Source organism: Promicromonospora sp. Marseille-Q5078, from assembly GCF_050315395.1.
Taxonomy (GTDB): Bacteria; Actinomycetota; Actinomycetes; order Actinomycetales; family Cellulomonadaceae; genus Isoptericola.
This window is the reverse complement of the sequence record NZ_JBNPQG010000001.1, coordinates 3,383,102-3,401,708: the sequence shown is the minus strand read 5'-3', so window position 1 is coordinate 3,401,708 and position 18,607 is coordinate 3,383,102. Positions and strand designations below refer to the sequence as shown.

The following is an 18,607-nucleotide window of genomic DNA, read 5'->3' as shown; positions in this document are numbered from 1 at the left end:
CCTCTTGCCTGCCACACCCCGGGGCGCCACGCTACGGCGCCGGATCCGATCGCTGGGGGGCAAGGCGATCCGCCGCCTGGGCATGCTGCCCGGCGGGATGCCGGACGGTCTGGGCGAGGACCAGGAGCTGCTCGGCACGTCGTGGCCGTACGAGGTGCTCGTCTACTTCGCGGACACCCCCGAGGCGCTGTACCAGATCGAGCAGTGGTACGAGACGCTCCGTGCCCTGCACGTCGAGCACCCCGTGGTCGTCGTCACCCAGGACTCCCGCACGGCCCGCGCGATCCGCCGCGACAGCGGCCTGGACGTGCGCACGGTGGCGCACTACACGACGCTCGACGACGTCCTCGGCCGGTCGTCGACGAAGCTCGCGCTGTACGTCAACCACAACCCCGAGAACTTCACCTGCCTGCGCTTCGGGCAGCTCGTGCACGCCTCCCTCATGCACGGCGACAGCGACAAGCTCGTGACGGTCTCCAACCAGACCAAGGCGTACGACTTCTCCTTCGTGGCCGGCCAGGCCGCCGTCGAGCGGATGGCCCGGTTCAGCACCCTGTACGACGCGCACGCCCGCTGCGTGCCCGTCGGCCGCCCGCAGCTCGACGACCAGCTGCGCCTGCGCGCCCAGACGCCGCGCGGGCCGCTGCCCACCGTCCTGTACGCGCCGACGTGGGAGGGCGGGCAACCGTCCGCGGAGTACGGGTCCGTGGCCACGCACGGGCTCGCGATCGTGCGCGCGCTCGTCGGGGCCGGCCGCTACCGCGTGCTCTACCGTCCGCACCCGCTCACGGGCGTGCGCGTGGCCGCGTACGGCGACGCAGACGCGGCGATCCGCGACTACCTCGCCTCCGCGCCGGCCCCGGCCGAGGGTCCGGGCCACGGCACCGACACGCACGGGGACGTGGCGTCGGCGTTCGCCGCGGCCGACCTGCTGGTCTGCGACGTCTCCGGGGTCGCGATGGACTGGCTCGCCACCGGTGAGCCGATCGTCGTGACCCGGCCGGTGGGCGACGCCGTCATCGCGTCCAGCCCGCTGCTCGAGCTCGCGCCGGCGCTGCCGGCGTCCGCCCTGGGCGAGGTGCTGGCCACGGTGGACCGCGAGCTGACCGAGGACCCGACGCGGGAGCAGCGACTCACGCTGCGCGAGCACTACCTCGGCGACACCGCCCCCGGGGCGGCCACGCGGCGGTTCGTCGCGGCGTGCGAGCGACTGATGGAGATCCGCGACCGCGAGGTCGCGCGGATCGAGGCTTACGGCGCGCCGAGCGCCGCACCGACAGGTAACGAGAGAGGAACGCGATGAGCATCCAGACAGTGATCCTGGCGGCGGGCATGGGGACCCGCCTGGGTCGGCCGCACCCCAAGCCGCTGACGGAGCTGCGCGACGGTCGCACGATCCTCGCCCAGCAGCTCGGCAACCTGCGGTCGGTCTACGGCCGCGAGGCGGAGGTGCTGATCGTCGTCGGGTTCAAGCTCGAGATGATCCTCGAGGCCGCCCCGAACGTGGCCTTCACCTACAACGAGGTCTACGACCAGACCAACACGTCGAAGAGCCTCATGCGCGCCCTGCGCGTCACCGGGGACCGCGGCGTGCTCTGGATGAACGGCGACGTCGTCTTCCACCCGGACGTGCTGCGCCGCGTGCAGCCGCTCATCGACGAGGGCAAGTCGTTCGTGTGCGTCAACACGTCGTCCGTGGGCGACGAGGAGGTCAAGTACACGGTCGACGACGACGGCTACATCAAGGAGCTGTCGAAGAAGGTCGGTGCCGGCGCGCTCGGCGAGGCCGTGGGCATCAACTACGTCGCGGCCCAGGACAAGGAGAAGCTGCTCCGGCGCCTCGACCAGGTGGACGACCAGGAGTACTTCGAGGGCGGCATCGAGCTCGCGATCGCGAACGACGGCGTCAAGGTGACGCCGGTCGACATCTCCGACCTGTACGCCGTCGAGGTCGACTTCGCCGAGGACCTGGAGAGGGCGAACCAGGAGCTCTGAACCCGGTCTCGCTGGTTGAGCCTGTCGAGACCCGGCCTCGCTGGTTGAGCCTGTCGAAACCCGGTGACGTGGTCTCGACAGGCTCGACCGACGGTCTCGCTGGTTGAGCTTGTCGAAACCGGGTGAGGTGGTCTCGACGGGCTCGATCGAGGAACCTGCTGGTTGAGCTTGTCGAAACCCGGCGAGATGGTCTCGACAGGCTCGACCGACGGTCTCGCTGGTTGAGCTTGTCGAAACCCCGACGAGCCCGCGTCAGTCCGCCGACCTGTGCGAGCGACTGCGCGAGAGCTCGACGAGGTCGCCCAAGCGACCGTCAATGAGCGCGCGTCGCTTCGCGCGCGACCACCCTTGAACCTGTTTCTCGAAGGCGTACGCCTCGTCGACCCTGTCGAAAGTGGCGGCGTAGACGAGCCGTACCGGTCGCCGCCGACGGGTGTACGCGGCTCCGTCGCCGGCCTGGTGCTGGGCGAGGCGGAGGTCGAGACTCGTCGTGCTGCCGACGTAGTACGAGCCGTCCGCGCACTCGAGGATGTAGACGTGAGCCATGGCGGCAGCGTGCCGCGGAAGGGTGCTGTCGGGGCCCGCCGGTCCCCGCCCTGTGGACCGTCGCGCGCTGTGGGCAGGCTCGCGGCGGTGGCAGCCTGCGACACGTCGGCAGCTGAGTGAGTGACGGCTGTCGACGGGGCTCGTCGGGGCCATGTCGCTGGGTTTCGACAGGCTCAACCAGCAGGGTCGCTGGTTGAGCTTGTCGAGACCACGTCACCGGGTTTCGACAAGCTCAACCAGCGAGGCCGGGTTTCGACAGGCTCAACCAGCGAGGCCGGGCTTCGGCAGGCTCAATCAGCAGGGTCGACGAGGGCATCGCGCCGCGCGACGCAGTCGGCCACGAAGTCCAGGAACCGCCGGCTGCTCTCGCCGCGCGCGAAGCCGAAGTAGTGGTCGCGCGCGGCGGCACGGGCGTCGCGGTGGGGGTCCTCGGCGAGGTTGGCGGCGAGGAGGCCGGCCACGTCGCCCACGGTGTCGCCGTCGACGATGTCGACGGCGCTCGCGACGGGCGCCTCGGCGACGATCCGGGCGCGGTCCGTCCGTCGGTCGGTGAGCACGATGGGCGCGTCCGGCCGCAGGTAGAGGAAGTCGAGGCCGACCGACGAGATGTCGGTCACCAGGAGGTCGGCGCCCTCGAAGAGGCCCAGGATGTCGGCGTCGAGCGGCAGCGTGTGCGGCTCGCCGGCTCCGGCGGCCGCGGTGACGAGACGCACGATCTCGGCGTGCGCCGCGACGATCGCCGGGTCCACCGCGGTGAGCACGCGGGGGTGCGGCTTGTAGACGAGCCGGACGTCCGGGCGGTCCAGCAGCGCCCGCACGATCGCGACGCCGTACAGGTCCAGGGACGTGTAGTTGTTGGCGGCGTCCTCACCGGACCAGGTGGGTGCGTAGAGCACGGTGCGGCGGCCCTCGACGGGCTTCAGGGCGGGCGGCACGTCCAGGTCGAGCTGCGGGCGCCCGCACACGACCAGCCGGTCGAGGTCGAAGTTGATCAGCGCGCGGCGGTGCCGTTCGACGGCGGCCTGCCCGGCGACGACGACGTGGTCGTAGGCCTTGGCCTGGTTGGAGACCATCGAGATCTTGTCGGACTCGCCGTGGTTGACGTGCACGTGCAGCGCGCGCTGGTAAATGAGCGACTGGAAGTTGCGCCACCCGTTGTTGACGTAGACGACCGTCTTGACGTCGACCTGCTCGTACAGGCGGCGCAGGCCGTCGAGCTGGCGGGTGTAGAGCACGGGCAGGGTCGTGCTGCGCCGCAGCAGCTCGGTGAGGTCCCAGTGACGGGTGACGACGGCGACCGGTTGCCGCTCGGCGACGCGCTCGAGGACGGGGAGCCACTGCCGCAGCTGGTACGCCTGGTCCGGGGTGTCCGCGAAGTAGGCCACGACCGGGTACGCGGGGAGCTGATCGACCGGGGGGTCGAAGAGGGGGAGGTCGACGTCGATCGCCCGTCGGAGCTGCCTCTTGACCCACGCCCCGCCCCGGAGGAGGCCCTGCGCGGCGAGCGCCCTACCTCGGCTGACGAGCCTCGAGCTGCTGACGTGCGACATCCGTTCCTTCCCGCGGTGCCTCGGTGGTGCGGCCGGAGAGAGTGCGCACCGGCGGCGTCGGCCGCTGGGAGTATGTCACGCACGGGCCGCTGCATCGCGTATCGTTGCGGGTCGCCCGGCCACCCGCGTGCGGAATCCGCGACGGGTGCCCGCTGTAGGATCGACAGGGCCGGACAGCCGCCTGGCCGTACCTCGGAAGACAGGTATGCAGGATTCGTGAGCACCGACACCACTACGGGCGCCGCCCCCGGCGACCGCGGGTCGCCGGACACCGAGCGGGACCCGTTGGCCCCGCCGGCACCGATCGTCCCTGACATCAGCTCGTCGGAGCGCCGCGCCCTCGCGGAGCAGTTCGGCCTCCAGCAGATGGGCGTCCGCCCGCCGCTGGGCCGGTATATCCGCGACGTCGCCTCCCGCTGGGCGTTCATCCGCGTGCTCGGCACCGCGACGGCCTACTCCAAGAACCAGAACAACTACCTGGGTCAGCTGTGGGCCGTCCTCAACCCGATCCTCAACGCGACCGTCTACGTGCTGATCTTCGGCATCCTGCTCGGGGCAAACCGCGGGGTGGAGAACACGATCGCGTTCATCACGATCGGGACGTTCCTGTATCGGTTCTTCGAGCAGTCGGTGCACGCCGGGTCGCGGTCGATCGCGCAGAAGACCAACCTCATCCGCTCGCTGCACTTCCCGCGCGCGGTGCTGCCCATCGCGCAGGTGGTCTCCCTGCTCACGACCCTGTTGCCCGCGCTGGTTGTCATGTGCGCGATCGTCCTGCTCAGCGGCCTGCTCCCGGCCTACCCGATGGTGCACATCACCTGGAGCTGGCTGCTGCTGCCGGCGATCATCGCGCTGCTGTGGGTCTTCAACACGGGTATCGCCTTCATCGTCGCCCGGGCGGTGGCCATCACACCCGACCTGGACAACATCATCGGCTTCGTGCTGCGCCTGGTGATGTATGCGTCGGGCGTGATCTTTCCCGTGATGCACTACGTGAAGGACCTGCCCGAGCAGGCGCAGGCCATCATCGGCCCGATCCTCGAGTACCAGCCGATCGGCGTGTTCCTCTACGTGGCGCGCTCGATCCTCACCCAGGAGCCTGAATTCCCGCAGGACCCGTGGATGTGGGTCTGGGCGGCCGGCTGGGCGGTCGTGGCGTTCGTGGTCGGGTTCATCATCTTCTGGCGTGGAGAGGAGCGGTACGGCCGTGACTGAGTCCGACCTTCATCTCGACGTCGACCTCGACGAGGACTTCGAGCCCGAGGACCTCGAGGGGCCGCGGCCCGTCGCGACGCCGGGCGACCCGGTGCTCGTCGTCGACGACCTGCACATCGTCTACCGCGTGTTCGGCGGCAAGGCCAAGCAGGTGGCCGCCAAGGGTGCCGACAACGTCCACGAGGCCAAGGCGCCCAAGCGCTCGCTGCTGCGCCGCCTGGTCAGCTCGACGTCGCAGCACGTGGGCGCCGTGAGCGAGGTGCACGCCGTGCGCGGCATCTCGTTCGTCGCCCGGCACGGCGAGTCCATCGGCATCGTCGGCATCAACGGCTCCGGCAAGAGCACGCTGCTGCGCGCCGTCACCGGCCTCATCCCGCCGCACTCCGGTGGGGTGTACGTGGCCGGCGAGCCGGCGCTGCTGGGCGTGAACGCCGCCCTGATGCCGCAGCTCTCGGGCGAGCGGAACATCTGGATCGGCGGCCTTGCGCTGGGGCTCACGCCCAAGCAGGTCGAGGAGCGCTTCGACGAGGTCGTGGACTTCGCCGACATCGGCGACTTCGTCTACATGCCGATGAAGACGTACTCCTCCGGCATGGGGGCCCGCCTGCGTTTCGCGATCTCGTCGGCGGCGACGCCCGACATCCTCATGATCGACGAGGCGCTCGCCACCGGCGACGCCGCGTTCAAGGCGCGCTCCAAGGCCCGCATCGACGAGGTGCGCAAGAACGCGGGCACGATCTTCCTGGTGAGCCACTCGATCAGCACCGTCGAGGCGATGTGCACCCGCGTGCTGTGGGTGCACCAGGGCCAGCTCGTCATGGACGGCGGTACCGAAGAGGTGCTCGCCGAGTACCGGAAGTTCGTGCGCGCCCACCGCCAGGCCAACTCCTCCGGCCGGGCCGGCGGCGTCGGCCCGCGGGCGCGACGCAAGAAGAAGCCGCAGCAGGTCTGACTCCGTCGCTGGTGGAGCCTGTCGAGATCGTTGGTTGAGCCTGTCGAAACCTGGTTTCGACAGGCTCAACCAGCGAGGCGCTCGTCCAACGCCGCGCGCACCTGCGCGACGGCGTCGGCCACCTCGACCTGCGACGTGTCGATCACGAGGTCCGCGTCGGTCGGGGCCTCGTAGGGCGACGAGATGCCCGTGAACTCGGGGATCTCGCCCCGTCGTGCCTTGGCGTACAGGCCCTTGCGGTCGCGCGCCTCGCACACTTCGAGCGGGGTGCTGACGTGCACGAGCAGGAAGGTGCCCGCCGCCTCGGCGAGCTCGCGCACGCGCGCCCGTCCCGAGGCGAACGGGGCGATGGGGGCCGCGACCGCCACCCCGCCGTGGGAGGACACCAGCGACGCGACGTAGCCGATGCGCTCCACGTTGAGCTCACGCGACTCCTTGTCGAAACCGAGCCCCTTGGACAGGTGGTGCCGCACCTCGTCGCCGTCCAGCAGCGTGGTGTGCAGCCCCTCGTCGTCGAGCTCGGCGGCGAGCGCCCGGGCCACGGTCGACTTCCCCGACCCGGACAGCCCGGTGAAGAACACGACGGCGCCCGTCCGCCGCGCGGTGCGCGCGGCGCGGACGATCTCCGCGGCGGCCGGCGCCGTGTACAGGGCGGCGACCTCGTCGGACCACAGCGTGCTCAGCCGCGCGATCCCCTCGCGGGCCTCGGCGGACCGGTGCTCGGCGAGCACCTCGGTGCGCGCGGCGCCGTAGCGGGCGCCGACGTCCGGCCAGCGCAGCCCCTCGGGCGCGTCCGCCGGCCACGGGACGACGACGACCGTGGCGGGCCGGCCGGCCCGCTCCGCGAGGTCCTGCGCGACCCGCACGAGGCCCGGCGCGCCGACCTCGCCCGCCGCGGGGGAGCGGCGCGCGGCCGGGACGAGCACCAGCACCGACGTCGCGCCCTCGAGGACGCCCGGGAGGGCGTCGACCTCGGAGCGGGTGGGTGGCTCGGTGACGGCGACCGCGACGGTGCCAGGCTCCAGGTCCTCGCGGACGGCGGCCGCCGCCCGGCGCAGCGCCGGGTCCCAGTGCGGCCCGGCGGCGCGGGCGAAGGGCTTGACGGCCTGCGGGCGCCCGCCGGCGGCGGGGTCGAGCACGGCGAGCGGGGTGTTCTCCGCGTCCGTCAGGGTGACCGGCCCCGCGGGCAGGCCGGCCGGCGGGAACCAGGCGGCGCCGTTCGAGAGGGCGAGCTCCAGCAGGTCCAGCTCGTCGGCGGACAGGACGTGGGTGGCGGTGGGCGTGCTCATGACGGGGTGGACTGGTCCTTCGTGGTGGGAGCCGGGTCGTCGTCGGCACCGGCGCCGGTGGCGGGGGCGGTGACGGTGCCGAGGGGGAGGGGCTTGGGCGGCAGCTTCTTGATGCGCTCGCGGACCACGATCCACAGCAGGTTGCCGACGACCAGGGCTCCGACGGCGGCCGCGAGGACGACGCCGAGCGAGGCGCCGAGCAGCTTGAGGCCGGACGCGAGCAGGAGGATCGCGAGGGCGCGCCGGATGATGCCGCCCGGGGCGCGGCTGGACACGTGGGCGCCGAACCAGGCGCCGGGGATCGCGCCGATCAGCAGGGAGGTCGTGAGCCCGAGCTCGAAGTCGCCGTAGAGGATGTGCCCCAGCGAGGCGGCGGCGACCAGCGGAACGGCCTGCACGAGGTCCGTCCCCACCAGCTGCGACGCCTTGAGCGCGGGGTAGAGCAGCAGCAGCACCACGATGATGATCGAGCCCGCGCCCACCGAGGTGAGGCCGACCATGAGGCCGGCGACGGCGCCGAGGATCACCGTGGGCACCTTGCGCACCGCGACGTCGGGGCTGGTCGGGACGGCCGGGCCCTCGCCGAGGGCGGTCCGGCGCTGGAGCATGCCGAGTACCGCCCGCACGACGAGGCCGGCGGAGGCGATGAGCAGCGCGACGCCCAGGACCTGCTTCAGCACCTCGTCGAACCCGTCGCCGAGCGGCAGGTAGCGGATGAGCACCGCCCCGGAGAACGCGGCGGGGACCGAGCCGATGCAGAGCCACAGCACGAGCTGAAGGTTCACGGTGCGGCGCCGGAGGTGGACGATCGCGCCGGCCGGCTTCATGAACAGGCTGGCCACGACGTCGGACGAGACCGCGGTGAGCGGGTCCACGCGGAACACGAAGATGAGCATCGGCGTCATCAGGGCGCCGCCGCCCATCCCCGTCAGCCCCACCACGAAGCCCACGACGAGGCCCCCGAGGACCAACGGGAGTTCGACCGCCAAACCACACCATCCCTATCGGAAAAAGAGAATTCAACAATGCGAACTCTCAGGGAACACTCCAATTCGGAATGGTAGCGTCGGCGGCGGCCCGCCCGGGCCTCCGTCCAGAGCCGTCAGCCGAGGAGCCCCATGTCTGCGTCCGCCCCGTCCTTCCCGGACCCGGGCCTGCCTGACGGCGAGCTCGCCGTCGCGCTGGCCCGTGGTGCCGGCGAGGTGCTGCGTCGCCTGCGGGCCGATGTCGACGCCGCCGGCGGGGCCTTCGTCGCGGGGGAGCTCAAGGACGCCGGCGACACGGCAAGTCAGGCCTGGCTCGCCGCCGCCCTCGCGCACGCCCGCCCCGACGACGCGGTCCTCTCCGAGGAGGCGAAGGACGTCGGGTCCCGCGGGACGGCGGACCGCGTGTGGATCATCGACCCGCTCGACGGGACGCGGGAGTTCGCCGAGCGCGTCTCGCCGGTCGAGCCTGTCGACCCGCCGGTCGAGCCTGTCGAGACCCAGGTCCCGACGAGCCCGACCCACGGGGAGTGGCGCGACGACTTCGCCGTGCACGTGGCCCTCTGGGAGCGCGGCATGGCCCGCTCCGACGGGCTCGTCGCCGGCGCGGTCGGGCTCCCAGCACGCGACGCCGTTCCCAGCACCAGCGCGCCCGCCGCCCGCCCGTCGGACGCGGACGCCGTGCTCGCCGGCCGCCGCCCCCTGCGGATCGCCGCGAGCCGCAGCCGCCCGCCCGAGTTCGTGCGCGAGCTCGCCGAGCGCGGCGACGTCGAGCTGGTGCCCATGGGGTCGGCCGGCGTCAAGGTCGTCTCCGTCGTGGACGGTACTGTGGACGCCTACGTGCACGCCGGCGGGCAGTACGAGTGGGACTCGGCGGCGCCCGTCGCGGTCGCGCTCGCCGCCGGCCTCGAGTGCACCCGCCTGGACGGCACCCCGCTCGTGTACAACCGCCAGGACCCCTGGCTCCCCGACCTCTTCGTCTGCCACCCGGCACTCGCGGCGCGCCTGCGCGCGGCACTGACGGAGGTCGGGGTCGACATCAAGGAAGGTGCCCAGTCGTGACGTCTCACGTCCTGAGCCAGCTCCGCAGCCTCGAGGCGGAGAGCATCCACATCATCCGCGAGGTCGTGGCGGAGATGGAGCGCCCTTGCCTGCTCTTCTCGGGCGGCAAGGACTCGATCGTCATGCTGCACCTCGCAGCGAAGGCGTTCGCCCCGGCGCGGATCCCGTTCCCGATCATGCACGTCGACACGGGGCTGAACTTCCAGTCCGTGCTCGACACGCGGGACCGCTGGGTCGAGCGCACGGGCGTGCAGCTCGTCGTCGCCTCCGTGCAGGACGCGATCGACCGCGGCCTGGTGACCGAGGAGCCGAACGGCTCGCGCAACCGCATCCAGACGCCGGTGCTGCTGGAGGCCGCGGAGAAGAACGGCTTCGACGCACTGTTCGGAGGCGGCCGCCGCGACGAGGAGAAGGCGCGTGCCAAGGAGCGCGTGTTCTCCTTCCGCGACGACTTCGGCCAGTGGGACCCGAAGAACCAGCGCCCCGAGATCTGGAGCCTGTACAACGGTCGCGTCCACCAGGGCGAGTCGATCCGGGTGTTCCCGCTGTCCAACTGGACCGAGCTGGACATCTGGGCGTACATCGCGGCCGAGGAGATCGACATCCCGGACCTCTACCTGGCCGAGGAGCGCGAGGTCGTGGACCGCGGCGGCATGCTGTTCGCCGTGAACGAGTTCACGCCGCTCAAGGACGGCGAGACGGCCGAGGTGCGTTCGGTCCGCTACCGCACGGTCGGTGACGCGAACCTCACCGCGGCGGTCGAGTCGACCGCGTCCACGCTGCTCGAGATCGTCGAGGAGGTGGCAGCGGTCCGGCTCACGGAGCGCGGCGCCACCCGGGGCGACGACAAGGTGAGCGAGGCCGCCATGGAGGACCGCAAGCGAGAGGGCTACTTCTAAGCCATGACCACCACGATCGAGACCACGGCCGAGGCTCTGACCGACGGCTCCACGGACCTCCTGCGCTTCGCGACGGCCGGCTCGGTGGACGACGGCAAGAGCACCCTCATCGGGCGCCTGCTGTTCGACTCCAAGACGATCTTCGAGGACCAGCTCGAGTCCGTCGAGAAGGTCAGCACCGAGCGCGGCAACGACTACACCGACCTGGCGCTGCTCACCGACGGCCTGCGTGCCGAGCGCGAGCAGGGCATCACCATCGACGTCGCGTACCGCTACTTCGCGACGCCGAAGCGCAAGTTCATCATCGCGGACACCCCCGGCCACATCCAGTACACCCGGAACATGGTCACCGGGGCGTCGACGGCGGACGTCGCGCTCATCCTCGTGGACGCGCGCAAGGGCGTCATCGAGCAGAGCCGCCGGCACACGTTCCTGGCGACGCTGCTCGGCGTGCCCCACATCGTGGTCTGCGTCAACAAGATGGACCTCGTCGACTACTCCGAGGAGGTCTTCGAGAACATCCGCAAGGAGTTCACGGAGTTCGCCTCCCGCCTGCGCGTGCCCGACCTCACGTTCATCCCGGTCTCCGCGCTGGTCGGCGACAACGTGGTGAACCGCAGCGAGAACACGCCGTGGTACGAGGGCTCTCCGCTGCTCAGCCACCTCGAGCGGCTGCACGTCGCCTCGGACCGCAACCTGACGGACGTCCGGTTCCCGGTGCAGTACGTGATCCGCCCCCAGTCCCACGAGGCTCGGGACTACCGCGGCTACGCGGGCACGGTCGCCAGCGGTGTCATGAAGCCGGGGGACACCGTGCGGGTGCTGCCGTCCGGGCTGGAGACGACGATCGAGTCCATCGACACGGCCGACGGCCCCGTGGACGAGGCGTACCCGCCCATGTCCGTCACGGTGCGTCTCGCCGACGAGATCGACATCTCCCGCGGCGACATGATCTGCCGGCCCAACAACTCGCCTGCCGCGCTGCAGGACATCGACGCCCAGATCTGCTGGATGGACGAGACGGCGCCGCTGGTCAAGGGCAAGAAGTACGCGATCAAGCACACCAGCCGGTGGGCGCGCGCGATGGTCAAGGACATCAACTATCGCGTGGACGTGAACACGTTGCACCGGGACGAGGAGGCGACCGAGATCAAGCTCAACGAGATCGGCCGCATCCAGCTGCGCGTCACCAAGCCGCTGTTCGTGGACCCGTACCGGCAGAACCGTGAGACGGGCTCGTTCATCCTCGTCGACGAGTCGACCAACAAGACCGTCGCCGCCGGGATGATCGGCAGCCTGCCGCACTCGTCCTGAGCTCGTCCTGAGAACGACGGAGATCATGCCTGTCTTCACCAAGGGCGACCGCAACGTCCTGTTCGTCCATGTCCCCAAGACCGGCGGGTCGGCGCTGGAGAAGCACTTCCGCGCCGACGGCTGGGCGATGTCCTACCACGACGGCAAGATGAGCAAGGGGGACCCGAACTACCTGCGCCGGTGCACCCCGCAGCACATGCACGGCCTGCTCCTGCGCGAGACGTTCCGGCTGCGGCGCTTCGACGCGATCTTCGCGGTGGTCCGCGAGCCGGTGGCACGGTTCCGCTCCGAGTACGTGATGCGGCACAAGCAGGAGCTGTCCACGAGTGCGGACGCCGTCGAGGCGTGGGCGCTCGAGCGCTTCGAGAAGTTCGCGTCGAACCCGTACGTGCACGACAACCACATCCGCCCGCAAGTCGAGTTCCTCGTGCGGCACACGCAGGTCTACCGGCTCGAGGACGGGCTCGACGCGGCGGTCGCGGACCTCAACGAGCGCTTCGACCTCGACCTGCCCACCACCGTGGCGCGGGTGCGCACCAGCGAGCGGACGCGCGGCATCTCGAGCGGCGACGTCGAGGTGTCGGCGTCGCTGCAGGCGCGGCTCGAGAAGTTCTACGCCGCCGACTTCCGCCGGTTCGGGTACAAGGACATCCCGGTGCCGAGGCTGCCCGCGCGCAGCCTCGTGTCGCGGGTCGCGTCGCGGGCGTCGCGCGACCTGGCGAACCTCGCCGACCGGATCTGAGGTCCGTCCGGAGGCCGGCGCAGGCATGCGGGGAGGGTACCCTGCCGCCGGACCCTTAGAGTTGGCTGATGCTCTGCCGCCCGCCGGCGGGGTCCGCCCACGAATCGTCCGTCCGTGCCCGAACGCGAGTTGATGTCTACCGTGCTGCTCACTGATCTCCTGCGGTCCACCTACCGTCGTCTGCCGGTGTCCTGGCGAGCACGTGCCTCGGAGCTGCGGCGACCCGGCCGACGCACCCTCGTCTCGGTGATCGTGCCGGTGTACAACGTCGAGCGGTACGTGGGCGAGTGTCTCGAGTCGATCCTCGCGCAGAGCCACCAGCGGCTCGAGGTCGTCGTCGTCGACGACGGCTCGCCGGACCGCTCCATCGACGTGGTGAACGCGATCGCGGCCGCCGACCGCCGCGTGCGGGTGATACGCCAGGAGAACGCCGGCCTCGGCGCCGCGCGCAACACGGGGGTGCGGCACGCTCGCGGGGCGATGCTGTGCTTCGTCGACTCGGACGACACCGTGCCGCCCCTGGCGGTCGAGGCGATGCTCACGTCGCTCACCCGCAGCGGTTCCGACTTCGCCGTCGGCTCCCTGCTGCGCGACACGTCCGCGGGCAAGCACATGCCGCCGTGGGCGCGGAAGCTGCACGACCGCACCCGCACGGGCGTGACGATCGCCGACGAGCCCGAGGTGCTCAAGAACGTCTTCGCGTGGACCAAGCTGTTCCGCGCCGAGTACTTCCGGCGGGTCGTGGGCGGGTTCCCGGAGGGCCTCTACGAGGACCAGGTGCCCTCGGCCAAGGCGTACCTGCACGGCCGGTTCGACGTGCTGCAGGACGTGGTGTGCCACTGGCGGATCCGTGACGACGAGTCGTCGATCACCCAGCAGAAGTCCACGATGCGCGACCTCACCGGCCGGTGGCGGATGCTCGACGAGCTGCACGAGGTGATGCGCGACGCCCCGGCGCCGGTGCGGCGCGCGTGGGAGGCGAAGGTCGTCGGCTTCGACATGCGCCCCTACTACGAGCAGGTGCCGCGCACGGACGACGAGTACTGGTCGTTCCTGCAGCGGGAGGTGCGCGGCTTCGTCGACATGGCCGGCTACGAGCGGCTGGCGGAGGTCCCGGTGGCCGACCGCCTGCTCGCGGCGGCCACCTACCACGGCCTGCGCGACGACGTCGTCGAGCTGGTCGCGCGCCGCGAGTCCGCGACGTGGAAGGTCCACGGCGTGGCCGAGGACGGCAAGGTCGCCCTCGGGGCCGACTTCATGGCCGGCCTCGAGCTGGCCGCGGACGGTGTCGTGGACGACCTCGAGCCGGATGTCGAGGTCGTGCCCCGCGTGGCCGACGTCGTGCTGGACGACGGCGCGATCACGATCGAGGGGAGCGCGTTCCTGGCCTTCGTCGATCTCGCCGGGACCGCCAGCGAGATCACCGTGGACGCGGTCTCGGACCTCGACCACCGGGTCCCCGGCCGCGTGGAGCGCTTCGCGGACGAGACGATCGACATGCGTGCGGTCGACCCCTGGAACGACCACGCGGCGTCCGGGTTCCGCGCGCGGTTCGACCTCGGCGCGCTCGTGTCCCCGCCCTACCGCTTCGAGGTCGGCGTGCGGGTGGCCGGGGTCGAGCGCACCGCCGCGCTGCCCCTGCCGGACCCGCGGGGCGCGGGCCGCCTCCCGAAGTACGGCGCGCTGGACGCCACCGGGCGGTGGTACGTCGACGCGCCCGCGGGGGCGGAGACCCTCGAGCTGCGCTGCATGACCTCCCCTCGGATCCCGGTCCAGGACGTGCGCCTGGTCGGCCACCGCGTGGAGCTGGTGCTCGCCGGGAGCCTGCCGCCGGTCCGGGGCTGCGTCGCCCGCGCGGGCTCGACGACGGTGCCCGGCGTGCGGCGGCACGAGGACGGGCACGAGATCGTCGCGTTCACGTTGCCGGAGCCGGCCGCGCAGGACCGGGCCCGGAGCTGGGCCTTCGCGGCGCGGCCCGCGGAGGGCGGGCGCGAGCGACGGTTCTCCTGGAGCGTCCCCAGCCGCGCGCTCGAGACTCCGGTCCGCGGCGACGTGCTGGTCGGCTCCACGCGGTTCGGGAACCTCGTCGCGCAGACGGGCCCGCTCCAGGGCGAGGTGGAGGAGCTGAGCCTCGGCCGGGACGGGCTCCGCGTGCGGGGCTGGGCCACCCTCTCCGCCGGGCTGCGGCGCGAGCGGCTGACGCTCGCGCTCGCGCACGACGTCACCCCCGGCAGTGCCGTCCCCGTCGCCCTCGACGCTGACGGCGGGTTCGACGTCACGGTCCCGGTGGTCGACGCGCTCGGTAGCGCGCTGTCGAAGACGGTGAACTTCGTGCTGGCCCTGTCCGCCGGTGAGGTCACGGCGCGACCGCGCGCGGCGTCCGGCCTGGTGCGCACCCTGCCCCTCGACCTGACGGACGGCGTCGTGGCGGCCACGGTCTCGGCGACCCCGAAGGCCGGCTCGGTGAGCGTGCGCCTGCGCACGGGCCTCGACGACGGCGAGCGGAGCAGGCGGGCGCAGCAGCGACTGCACCAGCGGTACCGCCGGGGCGAGCAGCCGCCGCTGGAGGCGGTGCTGCTCGAGTCCTTCGGCGGCCGGACTGTCGGCGACTCGCCGCTCGCCCTGAGCCGAGAGCTGCACCGGCGCGGCGACACCCGGCCGCAGTACTGGTCGGTCGCGTGCCTGTCGACGCCGGTGCCGGAGTGGGCCACCCCCGTGCTGCGGTTCTCGACCGCCTGGTACGACCTGCTCGAGCGGGCCACGCTGCTCGTCAACAACAACAACTGGCCCTGGTACTTCCGCAAGGGGGAGCACCAGACATACCTGCAGACGTGGCACGGCACCCCGCTGAAGCGCATCGGCAACGACGTGCCCGGCGCGAACCTCACGATCACCTACCGCAGGCTCATGCAGCGCGAGGCGCAGTCCTGGGACTACCTGCTCGCGCAGAACGAGTACTCCGCGGAGATCTTCCCGGGGGCGTTCGGCTACGACGGCAAGGTGCTCGTCGAGGGCTACCCGCGCAACGACGCGCTCGTGGACGGCACGGCGGAGGCCACCCGCGCCGCGGTGCGGCAGCGGCTGGGGATCGCGGACGACGTCCGCGTGCTGCTGTACGCGCCGACGTGGCGGGACAACGTCAAGGAGGGCGCGCGGTACGGCCGGGTGGCCTACCTCGACTTCGACGAGCTGGCCCGGGCCGCCGGTGAGCGCACCGTGGTGCTCTACCGCGGGCACTCCAACACCGCGTCGTCGTCGAGCGATCTCCCCGCCGGCGTGGTCGACGTGACGAACCACCCCGACGTGAACGAGCTCATGCTCGCCTCCGACGGGCTCGTCACGGACTACTCCTCGATCATGTTCGACTACGCCGTGCTGAACCGGCCGATCTACTTCCTCGTGCCGGACCTCGAGCTCTACGGCACCAAGACCCGCGGCTTCTACCGCGACCTCGAGGAGGTCGCGCCCGGCCCGCTGTGCGCCGACACGACGGCGCTGGTGTCCGCGCTCGGCGCCGACCACTGGTCGGTGTGGGGGGACGCGCACGGTAGGTTCGTCGCGGAGTTCGCCCCGAGGGACGACGGTGCCGCCTCGGCGCGCGTGCTCGACGTCACCGGCCTGTCCTCCTGACCGCCCATCCACCACCGGAGCACACACCATGTCGATCTACCGTTCCGCCCGGGACCGGCTCGGACGGGTGGTGAGGGCCCGGCGCGGACGTCGACAGCCGGACCCTGTCGAGGCGTTGCTCTCGCAGCGTCTGCTCGACGACTACGAGGTGGCGGAGGACATCCTCGAGGTGGACGGCCGGGTCCCGGTCAACTACTTCACCTTCCGCCCCAGCTTCGGTGACGCGCTGTCGCCGTGGCTCGTCGAGCGGCTGACGGGCCGCGCGACGAAGGTCGCGGACCGTTCCCAGCCCCACTATGCCGTCCTCGGGTCGGTGATCAACCAGGGCACCGACGAGTCGATCTTCTGGGGGACCGGCGCCTATGGCACGGAGGACGTGTCCGAGGTGCCCGCAGGGGCGGTGTACACCGCGGTCCGCGGCCCGCTGACGCGCGCGAAGCTCTCCGCGACGAAGGGTTTCGGGATCCCCGTCCCCGCCGTGTACGGCGACCCGGCGCTCCTTCTCCCGCTCGTGCACCACCCGCAGGTTCCCGTGGTCCACGAGTACGGCGTGATCGTCAGCTGGAACGAGCGTCGCTGGGCGGAGGCGACCTACGGTCCGGGCGTGCTGCTGATCGACGCCGGGCGGGTCGACGTCGACGGGGTGCTGCACGACATCCTCTCGTGCCGGCGGATCGTGTCGTCCGTGCTGCACGGCCTGGTGGTCGCCGACGCCTACGGGATCCCGAGCGCGTGGATGGAGTCGGACGCCCCCCGCGGCGGTGCGTTCCCGTTCTACGACTACTTCGGCGCCGTGCAGAAGTTCCGTCCGCCGCAGGCGTTCGACCCTGCGGCGCAGCCGGTGACGACCGACCTGCTCCGGACGACCCTCACCTTCGCCGGCGACTCGATCCGGTTCGACCACCGCGCCTTGCTGGACGCCAGCCCGATCCTGCAACGCGCGGGGTCTCCGCGCCGGCAGCTCGAGCGACTCCCGCGCCGTGAGACGAGCTCGCTGCTGGAGCTGGAGGGCACCCGGCGGCTGCTTCCCTCGCTGGGCTACTTCGGCGGGATCGCGGCGAGCTATCTACCGATCCGGTGTGCCGGCCCCGTGAGCGAGGTGCGTTTCTCCCTCCCGCGGGACGGGCAGCGCCAGCTCGACCTGCGCGGCCTCGAGCTCTTCCGTCGGGGAAGGCGAGTCGCGGTCGACAGCTCGGCCACGACGGTCAGCCAGAGCTCCGACGTGACGAAGGACGACCGCTCGCCGTTCGGGCTCGGCGGCATCCGCACCGCACGGGAGACCGGGCCCTGGTGGTCGGTCCGGTTCGACCCGCCGATCGACGCGGACGAGATCCGCGTGTACAACCGGCTCGACGGGTACGGCATCCGCAACCGGTCGCTCACCGTGGCCGTCAGCCGCCCGGGAGACGGGCCCCGCACCGTCGTCACGGTGGACTCGGACCGGGTGGTGCGACAGACCGTCGACCTCGCTGCTCGCCTGACCGGGCAGCACCTCGACGACGAGGTCCTCGCGTCGGCCGGGGCCGCCGACGCCGCGCGCGCGGACGTGCTCGCCCGGCTCGCCGACCGCGCCCGCAACGGACTGCTGACCGACGACGCGACGGAGCAGCGACTGCTCGCCTCGCTCCTGCGCACGGACAGGGTGCCCGAGGAGGAGAGCCTCTCGGACGACGAGTGGGCGCTGCTCGGCCACCTCCTGGCCGCGGAGCGACACCGCACGCCCGGGACGGCCACGTCGATGAGGTCCTATCAGCTCGTGCTCCGCTCGAAGGCGGACCTGCATCGACTGGCCGACGAGGTCAACCGCGCAGGCGAGGCGCTCGGCGCCTCCCGGGCGGTGCTCACGCGGCACGGGATCGTCGATGTCGGCGGTCTGCGCGCGCGGTCGGACGAGTACATCGCGACGATCGAGCACGCGGCCGAGGTGCTCGCCTCGTGCGGCTACCCGACGATGCTGGCCTACGGCACGCTGCTCGGTGCGGTGCGCGAACGCGACTTCCTGGCGCACGACGACGACGTGGATCTCATGGTCCCCCTCGTGGCGGCGGACCGCGCCGCCGGCGAGACGGAGCTCGCGGAGCTCCGGCGTGGGCTGCAGGAGAAGGGCTGGAAGGTGTCGCGGCCGAACTCCTATACGAACTTCCACCTGCACGACCCGCAGACCCGGCTCCACGTGGACGTCTTCCCGCTGTTCGTCGACGGTGAGTCGACGACCCTCCACATGGAGAAGATGCGGTTGCGCTCGATCCCGACATCGATCGTGATGCCGCCACGGACGCTGTCGTTCAAGGGACACGACCTCCTGGTCCCGGCTCAGCCCGAGGCCTTCCTCGAGGAACGCTACGGGGAGGGCTGGTCCGTGGCCGACCCGTTCTACGACTGGCCCTGGAAGCTCGCGGACGACGTCGCGGAATGAGCCGGGAGCATCCC

The 18,607-nt window shown here is 71.6% G+C and carries 14 protein-coding genes; 10 read left to right on the top strand and 4 right to left on the bottom strand.

The window, feature by feature from the left end:
• Window positions 1–4 precede the first annotated feature (4 nt).
• The gene (locus ACQFYA_RS15745; RefSeq protein WP_499125707.1) at window positions 5–1,303 is read left to right on the top strand and encodes a CDP-glycerol glycerophosphotransferase family protein; all 1,299 of its coding nucleotides are present in this window, start codon (window positions 5–7) and stop codon (window positions 1,301–1,303) included.
• Window positions 1,300–1,995 (top strand): phosphocholine cytidylyltransferase family protein, encoded by a 696-nt coding sequence (locus ACQFYA_RS15740; RefSeq protein ID WP_499125705.1) that lies wholly within the window; start codon window positions 1,300–1,302, stop codon window positions 1,993–1,995. The genes ACQFYA_RS15745 and ACQFYA_RS15740 overlap by 4 nt, the downstream gene beginning before the upstream one ends.
• Before the next feature lie 252 nt (window positions 1,996–2,247).
• Here ACQFYA_RS15740 and ACQFYA_RS15735 read toward each other — a convergent pair whose 3' ends face one another.
• Both ACQFYA_RS15735 and ACQFYA_RS15730 read right to left on the bottom strand, forming a co-directional pair.
• On the bottom strand, window positions 2,248–2,541 hold the full coding sequence (locus ACQFYA_RS15735; protein WP_499125704.1) for a GIY-YIG nuclease family protein: 294 nt from the start codon (window positions 2,539–2,541) through the stop codon (window positions 2,248–2,250).
• A 290-nt stretch (window positions 2,542–2,831) separates the two neighbouring features.
• Window positions 2,832–4,091: a CDP-glycerol glycerophosphotransferase family protein gene (locus ACQFYA_RS15730; RefSeq protein ID WP_499125702.1), complete on the bottom strand. Its 1,260-nt coding sequence runs from the start codon at window positions 4,089–4,091 to the stop codon at window positions 2,832–2,834.
• A gap of 216 nt (window positions 4,092–4,307) precedes the next feature.
• On the opposite strand from ACQFYA_RS15730, the gene ACQFYA_RS15725 reads away from it, so the two are divergent.
• Window positions 4,308–5,306, top strand: a complete 999-nt coding sequence (locus ACQFYA_RS15725) for an ABC transporter permease (RefSeq protein ID WP_499125700.1) — start codon at window positions 4,308–4,310, stop codon at window positions 5,304–5,306.
• Window positions 5,299–6,258, top strand: coding sequence for an ABC transporter ATP-binding protein (locus ACQFYA_RS15720; protein WP_499125699.1), 960 nt, complete (start codon window positions 5,299–5,301; stop codon window positions 6,256–6,258). Before ACQFYA_RS15725 ends, ACQFYA_RS15720 begins: the two co-directional genes overlap by 8 nt.
• 65 nt (window positions 6,259–6,323) lie before the next feature.
• Here ACQFYA_RS15720 and cysC read toward each other — a convergent pair whose 3' ends face one another.
• Window positions 6,324–7,547 carry an adenylyl-sulfate kinase gene (gene cysC, locus ACQFYA_RS15715; protein ID WP_499125698.1) on the bottom strand — a complete coding sequence of 408 codons (1,224 nt, stop codon included), beginning with the start codon at window positions 7,545–7,547 and terminating at the stop codon, window positions 6,324–6,326.
• Window positions 7,544–8,536, bottom strand: coding sequence for a sulfite exporter TauE/SafE family protein (locus ACQFYA_RS15710; protein WP_499125697.1), 993 nt, complete (start codon window positions 8,534–8,536; stop codon window positions 7,544–7,546). Before ACQFYA_RS15710 ends, cysC begins: the two co-directional genes overlap by 4 nt.
• A gap of 129 nt (window positions 8,537–8,665) precedes the next feature.
• On the opposite strand from ACQFYA_RS15710, the gene ACQFYA_RS15705 reads away from it, so the two are divergent.
• From ACQFYA_RS15705 to ACQFYA_RS15680, 6 genes are all read left to right on the top strand, one after another.
• Complete coding sequence (locus tag ACQFYA_RS15705) at window positions 8,666–9,592, top strand: inositol monophosphatase family protein (protein WP_499125696.1); 927 nt, start codon at window positions 8,666–8,668, stop codon at window positions 9,590–9,592.
• Window positions 9,589–10,491, top strand: a complete 903-nt coding sequence (cysD, locus tag ACQFYA_RS15700) for a sulfate adenylyltransferase subunit CysD (protein ID WP_499125695.1) — start codon at window positions 9,589–9,591, stop codon at window positions 10,489–10,491. The genes ACQFYA_RS15705 and cysD overlap by 4 nt, the downstream gene beginning before the upstream one ends.
• Window positions 10,492–10,494: 3 nt before the next feature.
• Window positions 10,495–11,805 (top strand): sulfate adenylyltransferase subunit CysN, encoded by a 1,311-nt coding sequence (cysN, locus tag ACQFYA_RS15695; protein WP_499125694.1) that lies wholly within the window; start codon window positions 10,495–10,497, stop codon window positions 11,803–11,805.
• Between the two features lie 25 nt (window positions 11,806–11,830).
• Entirely contained in the window at window positions 11,831–12,547 is a 717-nt protein-coding gene (locus tag ACQFYA_RS15690) for a sulfotransferase family 2 domain-containing protein (RefSeq protein WP_499125692.1), read from the top strand.
• 246 nt (window positions 12,548–12,793) lie between these two features.
• The gene (locus ACQFYA_RS15685; RefSeq protein WP_499125691.1) at window positions 12,794–16,177 is read left to right on the top strand and encodes a bifunctional glycosyltransferase/CDP-glycerol:glycerophosphate glycerophosphotransferase; all 3,384 of its coding nucleotides are present in this window, start codon (window positions 12,794–12,796) and stop codon (window positions 16,175–16,177) included.
• Window positions 16,178–16,292: 115 nt separating this feature from the next.
• A complete protein-coding gene (locus tag ACQFYA_RS15680; RefSeq protein ID WP_499125689.1) occupies window positions 16,293–18,593 on the top strand; it encodes a LicD family protein in 2,301 nt (766 codons plus the stop codon).
• Window positions 18,594–18,607: the final 14 nt, after the last annotated feature.

Bases quoted from the DNA above. Each gene is read 5' to 3' on its own strand.
- ACQFYA_RS15740 (WP_499125705.1), top strand. From the start codon at position 1,300: ATGAGCATCCAGACAGTGATCCTGGCGGCGGGCATGGGGACCCGCCTG.
- ACQFYA_RS15735 (WP_499125704.1), bottom strand. From the start codon at position 2,541: ATGGCTCACGTCTACATCCTCGAGTGCGCGGACGGCTCGTACTACGTC.
- ACQFYA_RS15730 (WP_499125702.1), bottom strand. From the start codon at position 4,091: ATGTCGCACGTCAGCAGCTCGAGGCTCGTCAGCCGAGGTAGGGCGCTC.
- cysC (WP_499125698.1), bottom strand. From the start codon at position 7,547: ATGAGCACGCCCACCGCCACCCACGTCCTGTCCGCCGACGAGCTGGAC.
- ACQFYA_RS15705 (WP_499125696.1), top strand. From the start codon at position 8,666: ATGTCTGCGTCCGCCCCGTCCTTCCCGGACCCGGGCCTGCCTGACGGC.
- cysN (WP_499125694.1), top strand. From the start codon at position 10,495: ATGACCACCACGATCGAGACCACGGCCGAGGCTCTGACCGACGGCTCC.
- ACQFYA_RS15690 (WP_499125692.1), top strand. From the start codon at position 11,831: ATGCCTGTCTTCACCAAGGGCGACCGCAACGTCCTGTTCGTCCATGTC.